14 protein-coding genes are annotated in these 16,300 nt (G+C 67.0%); 5 read left to right on the forward strand and 9 right to left on the reverse strand.

Annotation, left to right across the window (positions count from 1 at the left end; translation table 11 throughout):
* Positions 1–146 precede the first annotated feature (146 nt).
* Positions 147–2,078: a calcium-binding protein gene (locus tag ACQR1X_RS25415; protein WP_434899841.1), complete on the forward strand. Its 1,932-nt coding sequence runs from the start codon at positions 147–149 to the stop codon at positions 2,076–2,078.
* A gap of 19 nt (positions 2,079–2,097) precedes the next feature.
* Here the strand turns inward: ACQR1X_RS25415 and ACQR1X_RS25420 are convergent, their stop codons facing one another.
* From ACQR1X_RS25420 to ACQR1X_RS25445, 6 genes are all read right to left on the reverse strand, one after another.
* Entirely contained in the window at positions 2,098–3,069 is a 972-nt protein-coding gene (locus tag ACQR1X_RS25420; RefSeq protein WP_315804549.1) for a S1C family serine protease, read from the reverse strand.
* A gap of 158 nt (positions 3,070–3,227) precedes the next feature.
* Positions 3,228–3,533, reverse strand: a complete 306-nt coding sequence (locus tag ACQR1X_RS25425) for a hypothetical protein (RefSeq protein WP_315804548.1) — start codon at positions 3,531–3,533, stop codon at positions 3,228–3,230.
* On the reverse strand, positions 3,517–4,620 hold the full coding sequence (locus tag ACQR1X_RS25430; protein ID WP_316181214.1) for a hypothetical protein: 1,104 nt from the start codon (positions 4,618–4,620) through the stop codon (positions 3,517–3,519). Before ACQR1X_RS25430 ends, ACQR1X_RS25425 begins: the two co-directional genes overlap by 17 nt.
* The gene (locus tag ACQR1X_RS25435) at positions 4,617–5,060 is read right to left on the reverse strand and encodes a DUF4383 domain-containing protein (protein WP_434899842.1); all 444 of its coding nucleotides are present in this window, start codon (positions 5,058–5,060) and stop codon (positions 4,617–4,619) included. The genes ACQR1X_RS25430 and ACQR1X_RS25435 overlap by 4 nt, the downstream gene beginning before the upstream one ends.
* Positions 5,057–6,502, reverse strand: coding sequence for an FAD-binding oxidoreductase (locus ACQR1X_RS25440; protein ID WP_434899843.1), 1,446 nt, complete (start codon positions 6,500–6,502; stop codon positions 5,057–5,059). The genes ACQR1X_RS25435 and ACQR1X_RS25440 overlap by 4 nt, the downstream gene beginning before the upstream one ends.
* A gap of 69 nt (positions 6,503–6,571) precedes the next feature.
* A complete protein-coding gene (locus ACQR1X_RS25445) occupies positions 6,572–8,089 on the reverse strand; it encodes an AMP-binding protein (RefSeq protein WP_434899844.1) in 1,518 nt (505 codons plus the stop codon).
* Positions 8,090–8,444: 355 nt separating this feature from the next.
* Here ACQR1X_RS25445 and ACQR1X_RS25450 point away from each other — a divergent pair, with 355 nt between their 5' ends.
* Positions 8,445–8,849 carry a four-helix bundle copper-binding protein gene (locus tag ACQR1X_RS25450; RefSeq protein ID WP_315804543.1) on the forward strand — a complete coding sequence of 135 codons (405 nt, stop codon included), beginning with the start codon at positions 8,445–8,447 and terminating at the stop codon, positions 8,847–8,849.
* A gap of 138 nt (positions 8,850–8,987) precedes the next feature.
* On the opposite strand, the gene ACQR1X_RS25455 is transcribed toward ACQR1X_RS25450, so the two are convergent.
* Together ACQR1X_RS25455 and ACQR1X_RS25460 are read right to left on the reverse strand one after the other, a co-directional pair.
* Entirely contained in the window at positions 8,988–9,158 is a 171-nt protein-coding gene (locus tag ACQR1X_RS25455; protein WP_315736183.1) for a Flp family type IVb pilin, read from the reverse strand.
* Between the two features lie 160 nt (positions 9,159–9,318).
* Positions 9,319–10,866: a winged helix-turn-helix domain-containing protein gene (locus ACQR1X_RS25460; RefSeq protein ID WP_434899845.1), complete on the reverse strand. Its 1,548-nt coding sequence runs from the start codon at positions 10,864–10,866 to the stop codon at positions 9,319–9,321.
* A 146-nt stretch (positions 10,867–11,012) separates the two neighbouring features.
* On the opposite strand from ACQR1X_RS25460, the gene ACQR1X_RS25465 reads away from it, so the two are divergent.
* Entirely contained in the window at positions 11,013–12,062 is a 1,050-nt protein-coding gene (locus ACQR1X_RS25465) for an alpha/beta fold hydrolase (RefSeq protein ID WP_434899846.1), read from the forward strand.
* Positions 12,063–12,073: 11 nt separating this feature from the next.
* Here the strand turns inward: ACQR1X_RS25465 and ACQR1X_RS25470 are convergent, their stop codons facing one another.
* Entirely contained in the window at positions 12,074–12,646 is a 573-nt protein-coding gene (locus ACQR1X_RS25470) for a GNAT family N-acetyltransferase (RefSeq protein ID WP_434887562.1), read from the reverse strand.
* A 325-nt stretch (positions 12,647–12,971) separates the two neighbouring features.
* On the opposite strand from ACQR1X_RS25470, the gene ACQR1X_RS25475 reads away from it, so the two are divergent.
* Complete coding sequence (locus ACQR1X_RS25475) at positions 12,972–14,486, forward strand: hypothetical protein (RefSeq protein ID WP_434893135.1); 1,515 nt, start codon at positions 12,972–12,974, stop codon at positions 14,484–14,486.
* A 245-nt stretch (positions 14,487–14,731) separates the two neighbouring features.
* Complete coding sequence (locus ACQR1X_RS25480) at positions 14,732–16,285, forward strand: hypothetical protein (protein WP_434893134.1); 1,554 nt, start codon at positions 14,732–14,734, stop codon at positions 16,283–16,285.
* Positions 16,286–16,300: the final 15 nt, after the last annotated feature.

The raw sequence follows: 16,300 nt of genomic DNA on the forward strand, positions 1-16,300 counted from the left end.
CGAATACACGCGCAGACGATAGTTGATTGACAAAATTCGGGCGCGATGTCGCACTTGGTGAGAGCCGACGGCGCAGCGGAGGGTTCCTCATGGATCACCGCCCTGGGTCAAAACTGCCGATCGGTTGCCGAGGGGGGATTCGCATCATGACCAAGTCGCCGTCGGCCGCGTTGATCAACGCGGTGCTCGCCATGGACGTCTACAACAGAGGCGTCAACCCGACGCTCGTGGTCAATTTCAACCGTATCGGGAGCTATGAGCTGGTGGCGGCGAGCGTGACGTCGACCGCCGACAATTTCGAGGCCGCGACCTATCAGCTCGCGGGCGATCCATCGACACGGATCATTTCGTTTCGCGGCACCGACAGTCTCGCCGACGTGCCGTCGTGGCTCGGCGGCGCCGGTCTGGCTGGCTGGCCGACGCAGTTCCCGGATGCGGAGTCCTACTACAAGACATGGGCGACATCGAACGTCTCACTGACCGGACATTCGCTCGGTGGCGGACTTGCCGGCTACATCGCGGCGCTCAACGACAAGGTGGCCTATGCGTATGACGCGATGCCGTTCGAATTCGCGGCGGAAGTCCGCTACGACCAGTTGCACGGCTTCTGGGGCGCGCTGACGTCGCACCCGGTCGACCGCTATTCCGACATTCACATGGTCTCCCTGTCTGGCGAGATCCTGCAATATGTGCGGGCAGCGGCGCCGGTGCTGGAAGCGCCGCTGGCGCTGCTGCAACTCGGACCGGTCGCCGGCTCGCTCGCCATCGCCGATGCTGCGATCGGCATCTCGTCCGAGCAGAAGACCGTGCTCGGCGCGGGCACAGATCTCGGTCTGGATCCGGTCAGCCTGCACTCGATCGCGCTGCTGACGATGATGCAGTGGGCGAGCGACAACGGTGCCCAGGATTGGAAGAAGGCGGCGGCTGTGCTGCTGGCGCCGCTGGAGGATGACGCGATCGCTTCGGCGGTCGGCATTCCCACGGCCGGTTTGAGCGGCGAAGGCGCGCCGTCCGACAAGATGAAGGACATGATCGCCTATTCGACCGTCACCGATGCGAGCGGCTACGGCAACAGCGCCGTTCAGGCCCTGTTCAATAGCGGCGGCGTGCTCGGCAACAGCGTCAGCGCCGACACCGCGGCGACCTACCTGAAGAACGGCGGGGTCGAGAAGGCGCTGGCCGAGATCGTGGTGGAATATTCGGCGCTGCTGGCGCAGAACCACGACGAGGTCACGGCGACGCCCGGCGTGATCGGCCATGAGCACGGCATTTTCTATCAGGATACGGCCAACAACCTGCTGGTTGCGGATCTGTCGTCCGACCTGTGGTCGCACACCGACACCGGATCTACGGTGGACATCCTCGGCAAGCTCGCGCTGATCGATGCGGTTGCGAGCTTCGAGGGCGATGACGCCAACCTGATCGACATGGCGATCGGCGTGCTGTGGGGCGGCAAGACCGACAATCTCGACTGGCTCAGCGCGGCGCTGAGCGATGCCGCGACCTCGGTCGCGGTCGATCCGGTGCCCGGCGCGATCATTGCCGCCTCCGACGGTGCGCTGCTGATCGCCGGCGGCGGCAACGACACGCTGGCGGGTACCGCCAATGACGACCTGCTGATCGGCGGCGGCGGCAGCGACGTGCTCAAGGGCGGGGCCGGCGACAACATCCTGGTCGGCGGCGTCGGCGCCACCTACGTCTATGCGCCCGGCGACGGCAACGACGTCATCATCAACGGCGTCGCCTCGCTGTCGAAGCCGACCGGCACGCTCGATTTCGGAATGGCCTACACGGCCGACAATTTCTGGTTCGTCAAATCGGGCAACGATCTCGAGATCGACATTCTCGGCACCCATCAGCAGGTCACCGTCGCCGACTGGTTCCTTGGCGGCTCCTATCAGCTGCAGGAGATCAAGGCCGGCGGTCTCGAGATCGATACCCAGGTGTCGCAGCTCGTGCAGGCGATGGCGACCTACGCCCAGGCGCATCCGGCCTTCGATCCCACGGTAGCATCACAGTTGCCGACGGATGCGCAACTGCACGACCAGATCGCCGCGGCCTGGCACGTCAACGCGTGAACGCAGGCCCGCGGCCGCCTCAGTGCAGCCGCGGCGCCTTGAGCAGCTTGGCGCGGTCGGTCGAGGCGATGGTGACGTCGAAGGTGACGCCCTCATGGTGCACCGTTAGCGGCACGTCGACTCCGGCTGCGCCGAGCGCCCAGAGCTTGCGATAGAACTCGCTCTGGCTCGTCACCTTGTCGCCGTTGATGCCGAGGATCACGTCGCCCGCCTTCAGCTCGGCGCGGGCGGCCGGGCCATTGTCGGAGACGCCGATCACGACGACGCGATCGTCGACCTCGGTCGCGTACATGCCGAGCCAGGGGCGTGCCGGCTTGTTGACGCGACCGAAGCGCCTGAGATCATCGATGATCGGCTTCAGCAGATCGATCGGCACGACCATGTTGACGTGCTCGTCCTTGCTGTCGCGCTCGCGCTCCAACTGGAGCGACCCGATGCCGATCAGCTCGCCCTTGGCCGAGAGCAGGCCGGTGCCGCCCCAATTCGGGTGGGCGGGGTGGGTGAAGATCGCCTCGTCCAGCAGATATTCCCAATAGCCGGCGAATTCCTGCTTGGCGATGATCTGGCTCGCGACCGATCGCGTCCGTCCGCCGGCGCCGCCGAGCACGACGTGATCGCCGACCTTGGTTGCCGCCGACGAGCCGAGCGGCAGCGCGGGCAGGTCGAGCGACCCGAGCGCCTGCACCAGCCCGAAGCCGGTGGTGAAGTCGAAGCCGAGCACATGGCCCTCGACCACGCGTCCGTCATTGGGGTGCAGCCAGACGGATTCGGCCTCGGTGATCAGGTAGCCGATGGTCAGCACCAGCCCGTCGTCGATGACGACGGCATTGCCGGCACGCTCGGTCCCGAGCGTTTCCGCGCTGAAGGCGTCGGACGGAATGATGGCATGCAGGCCCACGATCGAGGACAGGGCTTGATCGAGATCGTATTGATAGTCTTCGGCGCGAGGCTGGAAGGCGGAGGGCACTTTCCATTCGGTCAAAGAAGGCATTTCGTTCTCCTGCTCTGTCGATACGCCCGGATGTATCGACCAAGCTTCTGCTTCGTGTCGCGTGACGGCCACAGCGTGAACGCGAGCTTAACATCTTTGGGCGGCTGCGCCAGTTCCGCGGGCCCCGCGCCGGCGCTGGGAGGAACTGCCCGTGCCGACTACCCGCGGCCGCAGCCCCTGCCGATCAGGGGCCAGACCAGCCACGCGCCGGCAGCATACAGGCTGCCGACAGTCGAGGCTCCGGTTCTGGCCGCGATGTGGAAACGTCCGGCATCGAGCAAGGCTCCATCGGAGGCGACGATCGCCGAGATCATACGGTCGGACGGGCCGAACACGACCACCGCATCCGGCTTGATCACCAGGGCCATGGCAGCCATGCCCGCAAACCAGGCGAGGGCAACGGCCAGCACGCCCTTCAAGGGAAGGGCGCGGGACGGGGGAGGCCGGTCAATAGTCGTAGGCATGCTCGAACGTATATCCCGCGGCTTCGAAACGGCCGATGTCCTGAACCAATGACCGCACCGGTACGTCGACGCCGATGCGGCGGGCACCGGGACGCGACTGGATCGGGACGCTGAATATAGGCAGCCCATCGAAAGCTGCCAGCCGTCCGTCGCCCGGCGGCACCATGATCGTGACCAGGATGCGATGGTTGCCCGCGACCTCGCCGAGCCCGGCGCCGTCATGACGGCCGAGCTCCTTGGCGAAAGCATCGAACTTGGCGTAGCGCTCGGTCTCCACCAGCACGCCCTTCATGCCTTTGGCGTCCGTGACCTCACGGATCACCTTCACGCCCGGCATGACTGCAAGCTCGGCGGCAGGCAGGCCGGTGACGACGCTCTGGATGGCCAGCACGGCCGGATCGTAGCCCGCCGCATAGCCGATGACGGCCGCATAGGCGGCGCGCCCGGCATATTGCAGGCTGAGCGAGACGCGCCGCTCCACGGCGCGGAACGACGGCACGAAGGGCGTCTCGCGCCAGAACTGATCGAGCTTGGCGACGAAGGGATAGCGATACCAGGGGGTCTGATACAGGAATGCCGCGTAATCCTTCAGCAGAGCGAGGTTGAAGACGTCCTCTGCCGTCTTGACGCCGTCCGTGGTCTCCCAGCTGATCGCCCCGATGCTCTTCTCGTAAGCGCCCTGCAACGCCATCTCGGCGGTGAAGCTGAAGCCGATGATGTAGTTCGTCAGCTTCTGCTCCGAGGTGGCGGGACCGGAGCCGGCCGCCTGGCGCGTGGCCCGGCACAGGCTGCGCCAGAAGCCGGAGACGCTCGATAGATAGTGGAAGTCGGACTCCGAGGCCTGCCCGGTCACCGCAGCGAGGTCGGCATAGGCGTGGACGATGTACCATTCAGGAAAGGTCAGGAAGCTGTCACCCTGCGACCTCGCATAGGCGGGATCGGTGATGCCGAAGTCGGAGTTCACCACCGGGGTCGGGACGTCGGCCACGCAGACCGTCTCGACGCTGATCACGGTGGTGGCAATGCCTATCGCCGTGGCTGCCAAGACGACGCCGAGAAGATACAGCGCTTTGCGACGCAGGCTCATGCGACGGCAGCCTGTCTACGCCACGGCGACCAGCCGACCGCGATGCCGATCGCGCCGAGCGCGAGATGCGGCAGGCTCGAGAGGATCTTCACCAGCCATGAGGTGTCGCGAATGCCGTCGATGACGATCGAGAGGTCGAGATAGCCCGAGCCGGTGAAGACGCCCATCACGCCGTCGAGGAAATACAGCGAGCCGAACACGCGCAGGAAGAACACCGCGCTGCGGCGGGTCAGCATCGCCGCCAGCGCCCACAGGCCGGAGACGACATGCAGCGCATCCTTGTAGATGTCGAGCTGGAACAGGCCGAACACGCGGCCCTGCGCATCGATGAAGGTCGGGATGTAGTCGGTCGCGGCCGCGAACAGGAGCGCCATGGCGAGCGCGAGCGCGGCGATGCGATAGCGGTCCAATGCGAAGCCGTCTGCTGCTGATGTATTCATGCGAAATAGGCGTCCCACATCGCGTTGCGGAACAGAAGGTTCGGATCATACTGCCGCTTGGCGGCGACGAAACGCGCGGCCGCCGGATAGGCCTTCTCGACCTGGTCGCGGCGGGCATGCAGACGATAGGGCAGGTAGAACGCGCCGCCAATCGCGGTGATGCGGTTGATCAGCGCTTCGGTCGTCCGCAGCATGTCGATCTCGCCTTCGGGCGAGGTCGCCTGCGAGAACGACATGACGGCTGCGATCCGGCGCACCGGCGCGATCGTGAGCGCGGGTGTCTTGTCCTCGGCGACGTAGCGCAGGGTGACGTTGAGGAATTCGGCGCGCGCTTTGGGAATGATCTCGCGGCAGGCGGTGAGGAACTCGCCGAAGCGCTCCGGCGCCACGAAATATTCGTGCAGGATGTCGGTGCGGTGCATGTCCTTCTGCGCCAGATTGGCGACCGGCTCGGCCATCAGCGAGTTGCGGGTGTAGCGGCTGTCGGAAATGGCGGGGCCGAGCCGGGTCTCCATGAACCAGCGCAGGCCCTTGGCGACCTCCCATCCGGTCTGGGCGCGATAGATCGTGTTGGCGACGCCGGTGAGCTTGCCGGAGCTCACGGCCGCGGGCAGGGTCGCCGGAGCATCGGGGGCGGGGCGGAAGGTGACGAGCAGGGCGTCGTCGAAGAACGCCTTGCGCGACACTGACATCCGTCCATAGGCCATCTTCACATTGGCGTCGCCATCGATGTTGCGTGTGAACTGCTCGGCGAATTTCTCCGGCGCCATGCGCTCGAAGCGCGGCTCGAGCAGCAGGTTCGGCACCATCTCGACCTCGAGATCGACGATGAGGCCGAACAGGCCATAGCCGCCCATCGCGAGCCCGAACAACTCGGCATTCTCCGTGCGCGAGCACTGCACCAAGGTGCCGTCGGCGAGCAGCATGCGGATCGATTTCACCGTCGAGCCGAACGGGCCGTACGGCACCGGCCAGCCATGGGCATTGACGCAGAAGGTGCTGCCGACGCCGAAATCGCTGTTCGACTGCATCACGGCCGGCGAGAAGCCCTTGGGATCGAGCGCGGCGATCACGTCCCACCAGCGGTTGCCGGCCGCGGTCCGATAGGTCTTTGCCGCCGTGTCGAGCTCGATCGCGCCGCCGTCGAGCGTGATTGCCGTGCCGTCGCGCGGCAGGCTCTGGCCGCCCATCGAATGCCGGGCCACGGCCGCGGTCACCGGACGTTTCGCGGCCGCAGCCTCCTTCAGCTCGGCGCGCAGCCGCGCGATCAGATCGTCGGTGGCGGGCTTGCGGATCACCACATGCTTCGCAACCGGCGTCGGGTTGAGCCGGCTGGCGTCGTTGAGGATGGTGCGCAGCTCGGCCCGCGCCCGCGGCATCCGCGCCAGGGGCAGCGCCGCGGCCGTGGCTGCGGCGCCCAGAAACCGTCGTCTCGACATCATGGCGCGGACTCTCCTTCCCCTGACGGAGTCTACGCCGGCATCGTAAACGTTCGAAAAATTTCCGTGCGGTCAGTCTGCGGCCGGTCGTGCCCGGGTGGGTGCGAGACGGAAGTCGCGGCCATCCTTGATCCATTCCGCGCGCTCGTCGCGCAGCAGGGTGCGGCGCACCTTGCCGGAATCGTCGCGCAGCATGGTGTCGACCAGCTCGTAGCTCTCCGGGTGCTTGTAGCGGCTCAGCCGGTCGGCGAGGAACGCGCTCATGCCGTCGACAATAGCCTGTGCGTTCCTGGCCCGGTCGATCTCGACGATCGCATGCACGCGCTGGCCGAGTTCCGGGTCGGGCAGGCCGACCACGACGCAGGAGCGGATGTCGGGATGCGCCATCAGCGCCGCCTCGACCTCGGCCGGATAGATGTTGGCGCCGCCGCGCAGGATCATGTCGGCGAGGCGGTCGCCGAGATAGAGGTAGCCGTCGGCATCGAGCCGGCCGATGTCGCCGAGCGACTCCCAGCCATCGGCGCGCCGCTTCGGCTCGGCGCCGAGGTAGTGATAGGTGCTGCCGGCGCCATCGGCCGGCAGGAAGTAGATCTCGCCGCTCTCGCCCGGCGGCACGTCGTTGCCTTGGGGATCGAGGATGCGCAGTTTGCAGGACTCGTCGATCTTGCCGACCGAGCCCTTGTGCTCAAGCCATTCGGTGCCGGAGATGACGGTGCGACCCTGGCGCTCGGTGCCGCCATAGAGCTCGTAGACGCGCTCCGGCCCGAGCCACTCGATCCATCTTTCCTTGAGCCATGGCGGCATCGGCGCGGCCATGTGGAACACCATCTTCAAGCTCGACACATCGTAGCTGTTGCGGACCGCCTCCGGCAGCGCCCAGATCCGGTGCATCATCGTCGGCACGAAGTTGACCCACTGGATGCGCTGCGCCTGGATCAGCCGCAGCGTCTCCTCGGCATCGAACTTCACCATCCCGGTCAGGCTGCCGCCGGCGAACAGCGCGTAGTGCGACACGATGAACGGCGCGTTGTGATAGAGCGGACCGGGATTGAGCAGCGATGCGCCCCTGGGGATTCCGAGCGGCGGCTCGGCGGCGGTGTCGGTCACCGCCGGCTGGTGATCGAGGATCACCTTCGGTCGTCCGGTCGAGCCACCCGAGGTCATCGCCTTCCAATAGCGCGACACCGGCGCGGCGAGTGGCGCGTCGGAAAAGCCCTCGGGCATGAAATCGGCCGGTAGCGCGTTCGGCGCATTCCAGTCGGCCTCGCCCCCGACGACCAGCGACGGCTTGAGGATATCGAGCACCGCGGCGGCCTCGCCGCGCGGCAGCCGCCACGACAGCGACGTCGGCGTCGCGCCGCATTTCCACACCGCGAAGCTGGTCTCGAACAGCGCATTGCCGTTGGGCAGGCCGATCGCGACGAAGTCGCCGGGCTTCACGCCCTTGGCCGCGAAGGCGCGCGCACGCGCATTGGCGCGGCGCTCGAGCTGCTCCCAGGTCAGCGTATCGGTGCCGTGCCGGACCGCGACGCTATCCCTGGGTTTGCGCTCCGCATACCAGCGCGGCACGTCGGCCATCGGAATCAGCATCCATTCCTCCACATCGTCGGCCGCCTTGCTCGGGCGCCCGTTCTTGGTCTGCGGCTCGGGCCGCCGACGTCAGTGACGAGAGGTGTTGTGCCTCAACCGAACCGGGTCGTCCATACGCGCGCGGCGCCAGGTTTCGGATGGCAGTTCTGCGAAATGGCGCTGATACACATGAGGCAGGAGTGAAAGGCTGGAAGCCGTGACGCAGGTGGACTGATAATTCCGTCACGCGGATCGTAAGACGGTCGAGGTCGCGCCACGGGGAACAGGTCAGGCATCGCACCGAACGGCGCGGCGATAAGAACCTTTGCAGCCGATCTTCATTGTCGCTCGCGGGGTCCAACGGACAGGAGCTCCCATGCACGCTCAACAGATGATCGAAACCCACCCGCACGTCCGCGGCCGAGTCGACGATGCACTCGTCCGCTGCATCGAGGAGTGCTACTCCTGCGCACAGATCTGCACCTCCTGCGCCGACGCCTGTCTCGGCGAGGACAGCGTCGCCAGGCTGACGCAATGCATCCGGCTCAATCTCGATTGCGCCGACGTCTGCAACGTCACCGGCCGGCTTGCCACGCGGCGTACGGGCTCCGACCAGGAGATGATCAGTCGCATGCTCGAGGCCTGCGCGGCGGCTTGCCGGCGATGTGCCGAGGAGTGCGAGAAGCACGCCAAGATGCATGCCCATTGCCGGATCTGCGCCGAGTCCTGCCGTCGCTGCATGAACGCCTGCGAGGAGGCGGGACGCAGCACGACGCACTGAGAGGCCGGTTGCGGCGCTGCTCCATCGAAGAATGGAGGCCCATTAAAAAGACAAAGGCCGGGCGCGAGGCCCGGCCAGTCCGACCATGGCGACCGGATTGCTCCAGTCCTGAGAACGCCATCGCAGACAATCGATCGGTCAGCCGCCGTTCAGCTTCGTGGTCAGGGTCGTGAAGATGCCTTCCAGGGTGAGTCCGAGCTTGTTGAGTATGGTGATGATCGCAAGGGCGATGCCGGCCGCAATCAGGCCGTACTCGATCGCGGTTGCGCCCGATTCATCCTCGTAAAATTTGAGAAGCAATTTCCGCATTGATCCCCTCCGGCGTCCGGCGAAAGCCCGCCAGGACGATGCCCGCGAAACTACGGAATGGAACCTAAGGTAGTATGAACGAGGCCGAGCCAAGTTTCGCAACTCTGCCGTTGATGTCGAAAATTCCAGTTGCAACATGGCCCACTGCACGTGAACGGGATCATGGCGGCACGCCGGCTGCGCGGAGCGCCTCCGCATAGGTTGTGGCGAGCGTCCCGGCCGGAAATGGGATCCGTTCGAGGAACTCGGACACCGTGAGATGCGGTTCGAGGCTCAGAAGCTGACGGGCGACGTCGCCGGCGCGCGCCATCTCTCCGTTCCTGACCAGGGCGACGATCAGGACGCGAAGCGCGACGGCGAAACGCCGGTTCTGCGCCAGCGCGATCTCCGCCCATTGAACGGCGCCGGCGAGATCGTCCTCCGCCACCGCACAGATCGCCAGCGCGCCGGCTGCGAACCAGCCCCGCGGATCGCGCGGGTTCAGCCGCCGCGCCCGTTCGATCATCGCGCGTCCCGCAGCCGTGTGTCCGGCCATGATCTCGATCCAGCCGCTCAAGGTCAGCGCCATCGCCGAGTTCGGGTTGATCACAAGCGAGCGGCGGAACAGCTCTCGTGCCGGGGCGATGTCCTCGGCCATGTTCCAGATCGCGAAGGCCGCCATCCACAGCACCTGCGCGTCACTGGGCGCATGCTCGCACGCCTGCCACGCCCGCGCCACGGCAGCCGTGCGATAGGTCTCGTCCGGCGCGCTCCAGCCCTGGAAGTGGCGCAGCGCCTGGCAATAGGCCCAAGCCGCCATCGCGGGTGCGCAGGCGGGATCGATCGCCAACGCCTGGTCCAGACAGACGATCGCCGCAGCGAGGCTGTCGGGCGTGAAGGCGTCACGCAGGCTGGCGGCGCGCAGCAGCAGGTCGTAGGCGTCGGGATGCAGCGGCGGCGTCGCCCGCCGCCGCTCGCCTTCCGCCAGTTCGAGCGTCGGTTCGATCGCGGCCACGATGCTTTCGGTGATGCGGTCCTGCAGCGCGAACACGTCGTCCAGCTGACCGTCGAAGCGCTCCGCCCATAGATGCGCGCCGGACGCCGCGTCGATCAGCTGCCCGTTGATGCGCAGGCGGGACCCTGCGCGGCGCACGCTGCCTTCGAGAACGTAGCCGACGCCGAGCTCGCGTCCGACCGCCCGAATATCGACGGCCTTGCCCTTGTATATGAAGGAGGAGTTGCGGGCGATCACGGCGAGGCCGCTGCAGCGGGACAGCGCGGTGATGATGTCCTCGGCCATGCCATCGGCGAAATAGTCCTGCTCCGGATCGCCGCTCATGTTGGTGAACGGCAGCACGGCGATGGCGGGGCCGTCGAACGCGGGCGCGGCCGACACCGCCGGCGTCTGCACCGCTTCGGCCTGCTCACGGACCTCGCCGACGAAGCGGACACCCTTGCGAGGAATGGTGCGGATGAGGCGCTGCGCCTCGCCGCTGTCGCCGATCGCGCTGCGCGCCGCGCTGATGCGGCTCGCCAGCGTCGCCTCGGAGACGATGCGGCCGCCCCACACCTCGGCGAGGATGTCGTCTCGGCTGACAACGCGGTCCCGCGTCTTGATCAGGAACGCGAGCAGGTCGAACACCTGCGGTTCCATCGCGACCAGGCCGCCGCCGCGGCGCAGCTCGCGGCGGTCGGGATCGAGCACGAAATCGTCGAAGCAATATACCACATGCACCGTCCTGGCCGCCGGCTTCACCTTCGCGTCACGCGATCAGCAAAATCAAGCCGGCCTCAAGGAAAAATCAATGCCTCCTCCAAGCGCCGCGCGGGCGCAAGGCGCACAACAACGGCACATCGGAACCAGGAGCCTCCGCCATGCCGACCGTTCTTCGCCCCAGCCGCCGCTGCTTCCTCACCCTTGCCGGAACCGCCGTTGCGGCCCTTCAACTCGGCTCCAGCGCTGGGCAGGCGCAGGGCTTCAAGTCGGCGTCGAAGCTGCCGGAGATCCGCCCGGGGGCGGGGACGTCGCTCGGACCGATCAAGCAGGTCACGGCCGGCGAGGTCAGCATCGGCTATGTCGATACAGGTCCAGCCGATGGGCCCGTAATCATCCTGCTGCACGGCTGGCCGTACGACATCCACAGCTTCGCCGACGTCGCGCCGGCGCTGGCCGCGTTCGGCCATCGCGTCATCATTCCGCATCTGCGCGGCTACGGCACGACGCGGCTGCTGTCGCCGTCCGCGTTGCGCAGCGGCCAGCCGGTCGCCGTCGCCGCCGACATCGTCGCGCTGATGGACGCGCTTGCGATCAGGATCGCAACCCTCGCCGGCTACGACTGGGGAGCGCGCACCGCCAACATCATCGCGGCGCTGTGGCCGGAGCGGTGCAAGGCGATGGTCTCGGTCAGCGGCTATCTGATCGGCAGCCAGCAGGCCGGCCGCATGCCGCTGCCGCCGGCCGCCGAGCTGCAATGGTGGTATCAGTTCTACTTCGCGACCGAGCGCGGCCGCGAGGGCTACGACAAGAACCGGCGCGACTTCGCCAGGCTGATCTGGCAGACGGCCTCGCCGAAATGGACGTTCGACGACGCCACGTTCGCGCGCAGCGCCGCCGCCTTCGATAATCCCGATCACGTCGACATCGTCGTGCACAATTATCGCTGGCGGCTCGGCCTCGCGCAGGGCGAGGCGAAATACGATGCGCTGGAGGCGAAGCTCGCGACCTTTCCTGACATCAGCGTCCCCACCATCACGATGGAGGGCGATGCCAACGGCGCGCCGCATCCGGCGCCAGAAGCCTATGCCAGGAAGTTCACCGGCCGCTACGAACACCGGCTGATCACTGGCGGCATCGGCCACAACCTGCCGCAGGAGGCGCCGCAGGCGTTTGCGCAGGCGGTGCTTGACGTGACGGCGAGCGCGTAGCGCCGACGATCTCAGGCGGGAGCGCGTTGCTTTTCTTGGCGTTGCAGCCACGTCTCGCGCCGCACGATCCATTGCTCGGAGCGGGTCTCGCCATTGTGGTGCGCGACCTCGATGAAGTCGACGAACTCGGCGCCCGTCTTCTGCTTGACCCGCCGTGACGCGATGTTGCTCGCGACGTTGCAGACGGTGAACTGATCGAGGCCGAGCGGACCGAAGGCGAAGTCGTTCACGGCGGCGACCGCCTCGCTCATCAGCCCGCGATTCCAATAGGGCTCGGCGAGCCAGAAGCCGCGATGGCCCTTCGTCGATTCCATGCGCGGCCGGAAGTGAATGTTGCCGATGGCCTCGCCGTCACCGTCGCGCAGCGCCAGCACCCATTGATACAGCTCCTCGCCGGCCGCGATCCTGTCGAGCTGCAGCCTCACGAAGGTCTCGGCGCCGTCGGGAGGATAGGGCCACGGAACGACGGCTGCGAGGTTGCGGATGACGTTCCAGTTGTCGAACCCACGCTGGATCGCCGGCGCATCGGCGAGCGACAGCGGCCACAGGATCAGACGGGCGGTCTGCAACGTGGGCGAGAGCATGACGCCATGTTGTCGTTTACCAAGCTCGTCCGCAAGCCGGGGTTGCTCCGCCGCCCGACCCGCATGTCACTGATAATGCGCATCGGGCGTCGCCATTAAGGTTGCCAGGAACTTTCACGCCCGTGCTGGAGCCCGATACTTCCACAACGTTGCATTGCAGTGCATGAATTCGGGCACACGCAACCTGCGCGACTGCAGCGTGCGTACAACCGTCGCAGGAAACTGTGCCGGCTCGGGCTCAGGGTTGCGCCCGAACGTCAACCATTCGTCTGCCGCGAGATCATCACGCAGATCTTGGGCGGGCGCGATTCGGGGTGTCGTGGACATGAAGCGCAAAGCGGCGGATCGTCAGTTACGTCGTCTGCAGGCGGAGCAGAGCTTCGATCCACGCACATGGCGCGATCGGCAGCTCGGCCGTGCCGTTCCGTTCTACGGCTCGGAGCTGTTCCAGCTCGGCTGCCCGCCGCTGGCGTCGTTCATCGCCGCGTTCCTCGGCTGTCTGATGACCCTGCATCTGAGTGCAACCGGGCTGTCGCCGCTGATTGCCTCGGCCGCGGCGGCTTTGCTGCTGTGCGCCTCGCTGATCCTGACACGGACCGCGGATCTGGTGCCGAGCACGTTCTTCTCGTCGGCCTATGGCGGCAGCTTCGTCGGCATGACTCCGGTGGCGCTGTTGAACGCAAGCGTCATTCGCGCCGGCCTGCCGCTCGACGCCGCCTTCGTGCTGCTCTCGCTGTTCTGTGGACTGGCGTTCTGTCTGGGCTGTGCGCTCGACATGTGGCTGCGTGGCGGGCTCGCGCGCGGCTATGGCGGACGACTGGGCGCGCTGGCGGCGGTCGCTTCGTTCCTGTTCGTCGGTCTCGCGCCGCTGCTCGGCACCGAGGGCGAGCTGTTTCCGATCGCGCGCCGCGGCGTGCTGGAGCAGGGGCTCGGCAGCACCGCGCTCACCTTCGCGTTGTGCGCGGTCGGCATGCTGGCGACGATGGCCGCCTTGCGCTGGGCGCCCGTGGCAGGGTCGCGCCGCGCGGTACGCATCTTCGTTGCGGCGTCGGTGGCCTTTGCCGGCCTCGTGGCGCTGCAGCTTCTGCCCAGCGGGGCCCCTGATCTCGACGCCTATTCTGCCGGTTGCTTCGTCGGCATGTCGTCGTCGCGGCGGCTGCGCAGCCTGCCGCAGGCGATGGCTGCGGCGGTGCTGCTGACGGGCCTGTTGATCCTCACCGGTCCCATCCTGCCGAGCGTCGGCGGCAGCCTCGGATACATCGCCTTCGTCTCGGTCATCTTCGTGGATGCTGCGGTTCGTCTGTTCGTCGAGGCAGGGGAATCGCCGTGGCAGACCGTCCTCGCCTGGACGCGGGGAGTCGTCGCCACACTCGCCATTTTCGCGGTGCTGCTCGCCAGCGAGCTGATGTTTCAGCCGCCGGTGGCGGAGCCCAACGGTCCGTTCGTGAACGCGGACAAAGCCGCCGCGCCGGCGCGGACCACGATGCCCTTACACGACGAGGATCGGCGCGATGGCGCGGCGTTCGGCGAGCCGGCCTCGGCCGCTGACACAGCGCCGGATCTGCCGCTTCAGATCCTGAATCCGGAGGGCGCCAATCCGCTCGCCCTGCGGCCCTCGAGTGAGCCGGCCCAGGAGTCCGCGTCGCCCGCGTCTGCAGAGCCGTCCCGGCGGATCGGTCGCGATGGTCGGCCGGCGGGCGTCCTGGCTGCGCGGCTGAAGCGCCAACAGACACGGGTGGTGCCGCACGCGACGACCCGACAGCACATCATGGCCCGCCATGAGGTGCAGCAGCCCGTGCCGGAGTGGCGGCCTGATCCGTCGACGTTGGCGGGCCCCTGACGGGCCGCGAGCATTTTTGCGGCCATAACCCGACTCGGCCATACCTCCGCACGCGTTTTGCCATGTTTTCACTGCATCGTGCACACAGCGGTGCTTAGCGGATGATGCAGGCCCGTCCGGCTCTTGTCTTCTGCTCGTACGTCAGGACGCAAACGACGTGGGATCTTTCGCCCGCATCGCGGCTGTCGTTCGGCGTCAGGAGGAGGTGAGGGCCGAGCCGATCCACATTTGGGGGCGGTTCGCAGATGCAGCAGGCCTTTGATGGTGCGCCATACCGGACGGGCCTGCCGGTCCTGTTCCAGCCGCGTCCTCAGCCGCGGCGTTCTGATCTCCCTGTTGCGCTTGTCGTGGCCTTCGCCGGCGCCTTTCTCGGTTGTCTTGCCACGCTGCATCTGAACGCGCTGGGCCTGTCGCCCGCGCTCGCCTCGGCGGCGGTGACGGTCGTGCTGTGCGCAGGCCTGGTCGTCGCGTCTCCGGACAACCTCGCCGCGACCACGTTTTCGTCCTCGGTCTATGGCGGCAGCTTCAGCGGCATGACTCCGATCGGACAGCTCAGCGAAAGCGTCGCTCGTACCGGATTGCCACAGGAGGCATCGCTCTATCTGCTGTCGATATCCTGCGGCCTGCTGTTCTGCATCTTCACTGCGATCGAAACCCGGCGGCGCGTCGTGCTGTTGCAGGGCTATGGTGGTCGGCTCGGCGTGTTGGCTGCGATCGGATCGCTGCTGTTCGTCACGCTCGGGCCGTGGCTCGCCGGACAAGGCGGATCGCTCCGTCTGGGGCATCTGAATCAATTCGACCAGGAGCTCGGTGGCTCGCTCGCGATCCTTGCGGCCTGTCTCGCCGGGACGTTCCTGACCATGGTCATGCAACGGCTTCCGCACGTCGCAGAGTCGGGGCGGGCAGCCCGCACCTTCGTCTCGGCCACGCTGGCGTTTGCCGGAATGGCGGTCATGCGAGGGCTCTGGTCCGACGAACGCTGTCTCGTCGATGCCTATTATGCCGGATGTTTTCTCGGGATGTCTTCGCCGCAGCGGCTGTCAGGCCGGTTGCAGCCGATCGTGGCCGCGCTGACGCTCACCGTGGTTCTGGTCCAGGCTTCGACGGTTCTGCCCCTGGTCGGCGGCAGCCTCGGCCTTGCGGCGTTCATTGCGGTGGCCGGCGTCGACCTGGCTTGGCGGACGGGTGGCGCGATGTCCATTCCCCCATCCACGAAGCTCGCGCTTGGCCGAAGCCTGGCCGTCGCCGTGACGGCGGCGGGGTTTCTGCTGCCGAGCCATGTTTTTCACGGGCTGGCCGACGAGACGGCCGGCGTGGTCCTGTACGAGCCGGATCCGGCCGACACTCCTTCTGCTGCGGTCCAACCTGAAAGGCAGATCGTGGACGCCGTTCCGGACGCAGGCTCGCCGGCGCCGGTCGGGCCTGCCGTGGACCTCGATCCGGCCCCCGCCGCCGTCACCAAGGCCGAGGTCATTGCGATTGACGCCGCGCCCCTCGCAGTCGCTGCTCCCGCGGTCGGCGAGGCCCCGGCACCGCCGGTGCGCGCAGAACAGACTCGGACCCGGCGGACGAGTCGCACCGTGCCAGGCTATTCGCTGCCGCCTCGGACGGATTCGGGACCCTGGGGCATCATCCGCAGCGGCGATCCCGGGCGGACCGGCGCGGCTGATGCCCGTCCGGTTCGCGCGAAACCCGCCGCTGTCCGTGCCGTCGTCCCGACATCGGCGGCGCCGCGCGCCCAGCTTCAGAACGCACCGAAGAAGCCGGCGCGGGCGGCCGCGACGGTCTCCCCCGAATGAGCCATTCCTGAAATT

It is taken from the genome of Bradyrhizobium sp. HKCCYLRH3073 (genome assembly GCF_051167995.1).
Taxonomy (GTDB): domain Bacteria; phylum Pseudomonadota; class Alphaproteobacteria; order Rhizobiales; family Xanthobacteraceae; genus Bradyrhizobium.

Excerpts from the sequence above, each read along its gene's own strand:
- ACQR1X_RS25415 (WP_434899841.1), top strand. The coding sequence starts at position 147 with ATGACCAAGTCGCCGTCGGCCGCGTTGATCAACGCGGTGCTCGCCATG.
- ACQR1X_RS25420 (WP_315804549.1), bottom strand. The coding sequence starts at position 3,069 with ATGCCTTCTTTGACCGAATGGAAAGTGCCCTCCGCCTTCCAGCCTCGC.
- ACQR1X_RS25425 (WP_315804548.1), bottom strand. The coding sequence starts at position 3,533 with ATGCCTACGACTATTGACCGGCCTCCCCCGTCCCGCGCCCTTCCCTTG.
- ACQR1X_RS25430 (WP_316181214.1), bottom strand. The coding sequence starts at position 4,620 with ATGAGCCTGCGTCGCAAAGCGCTGTATCTTCTCGGCGTCGTCTTGGCA.
- ACQR1X_RS25435 (WP_434899842.1), bottom strand. The coding sequence starts at position 5,060 with ATGAATACATCAGCAGCAGACGGCTTCGCATTGGACCGCTATCGCATC.
- ACQR1X_RS25440 (WP_434899843.1), bottom strand. The coding sequence starts at position 6,502 with ATGATGTCGAGACGACGGTTTCTGGGCGCCGCAGCCACGGCCGCGGCG.
- ACQR1X_RS25445 (WP_434899844.1), bottom strand. The coding sequence starts at position 8,089 with ATGCTGATTCCGATGGCCGACGTGCCGCGCTGGTATGCGGAGCGCAAA.
- ACQR1X_RS25450 (WP_315804543.1), top strand. The coding sequence starts at position 8,445 with ATGCACGCTCAACAGATGATCGAAACCCACCCGCACGTCCGCGGCCGA.
- ACQR1X_RS25455 (WP_315736183.1), bottom strand. The coding sequence starts at position 9,158 with ATGCGGAAATTGCTTCTCAAATTTTACGAGGATGAATCGGGCGCAACC.
- ACQR1X_RS25465 (WP_434899846.1), top strand. The coding sequence starts at position 11,013 with ATGCCGACCGTTCTTCGCCCCAGCCGCCGCTGCTTCCTCACCCTTGCC.
- ACQR1X_RS25470 (WP_434887562.1), bottom strand. The coding sequence starts at position 12,646 with ATGCTCTCGCCCACGTTGCAGACCGCCCGTCTGATCCTGTGGCCGCTG.
- ACQR1X_RS25475 (WP_434893135.1), top strand. The coding sequence starts at position 12,972 with ATGAAGCGCAAAGCGGCGGATCGTCAGTTACGTCGTCTGCAGGCGGAG.
- ACQR1X_RS25480 (WP_434893134.1), top strand. The coding sequence starts at position 14,732 with ATGCAGCAGGCCTTTGATGGTGCGCCATACCGGACGGGCCTGCCGGTC.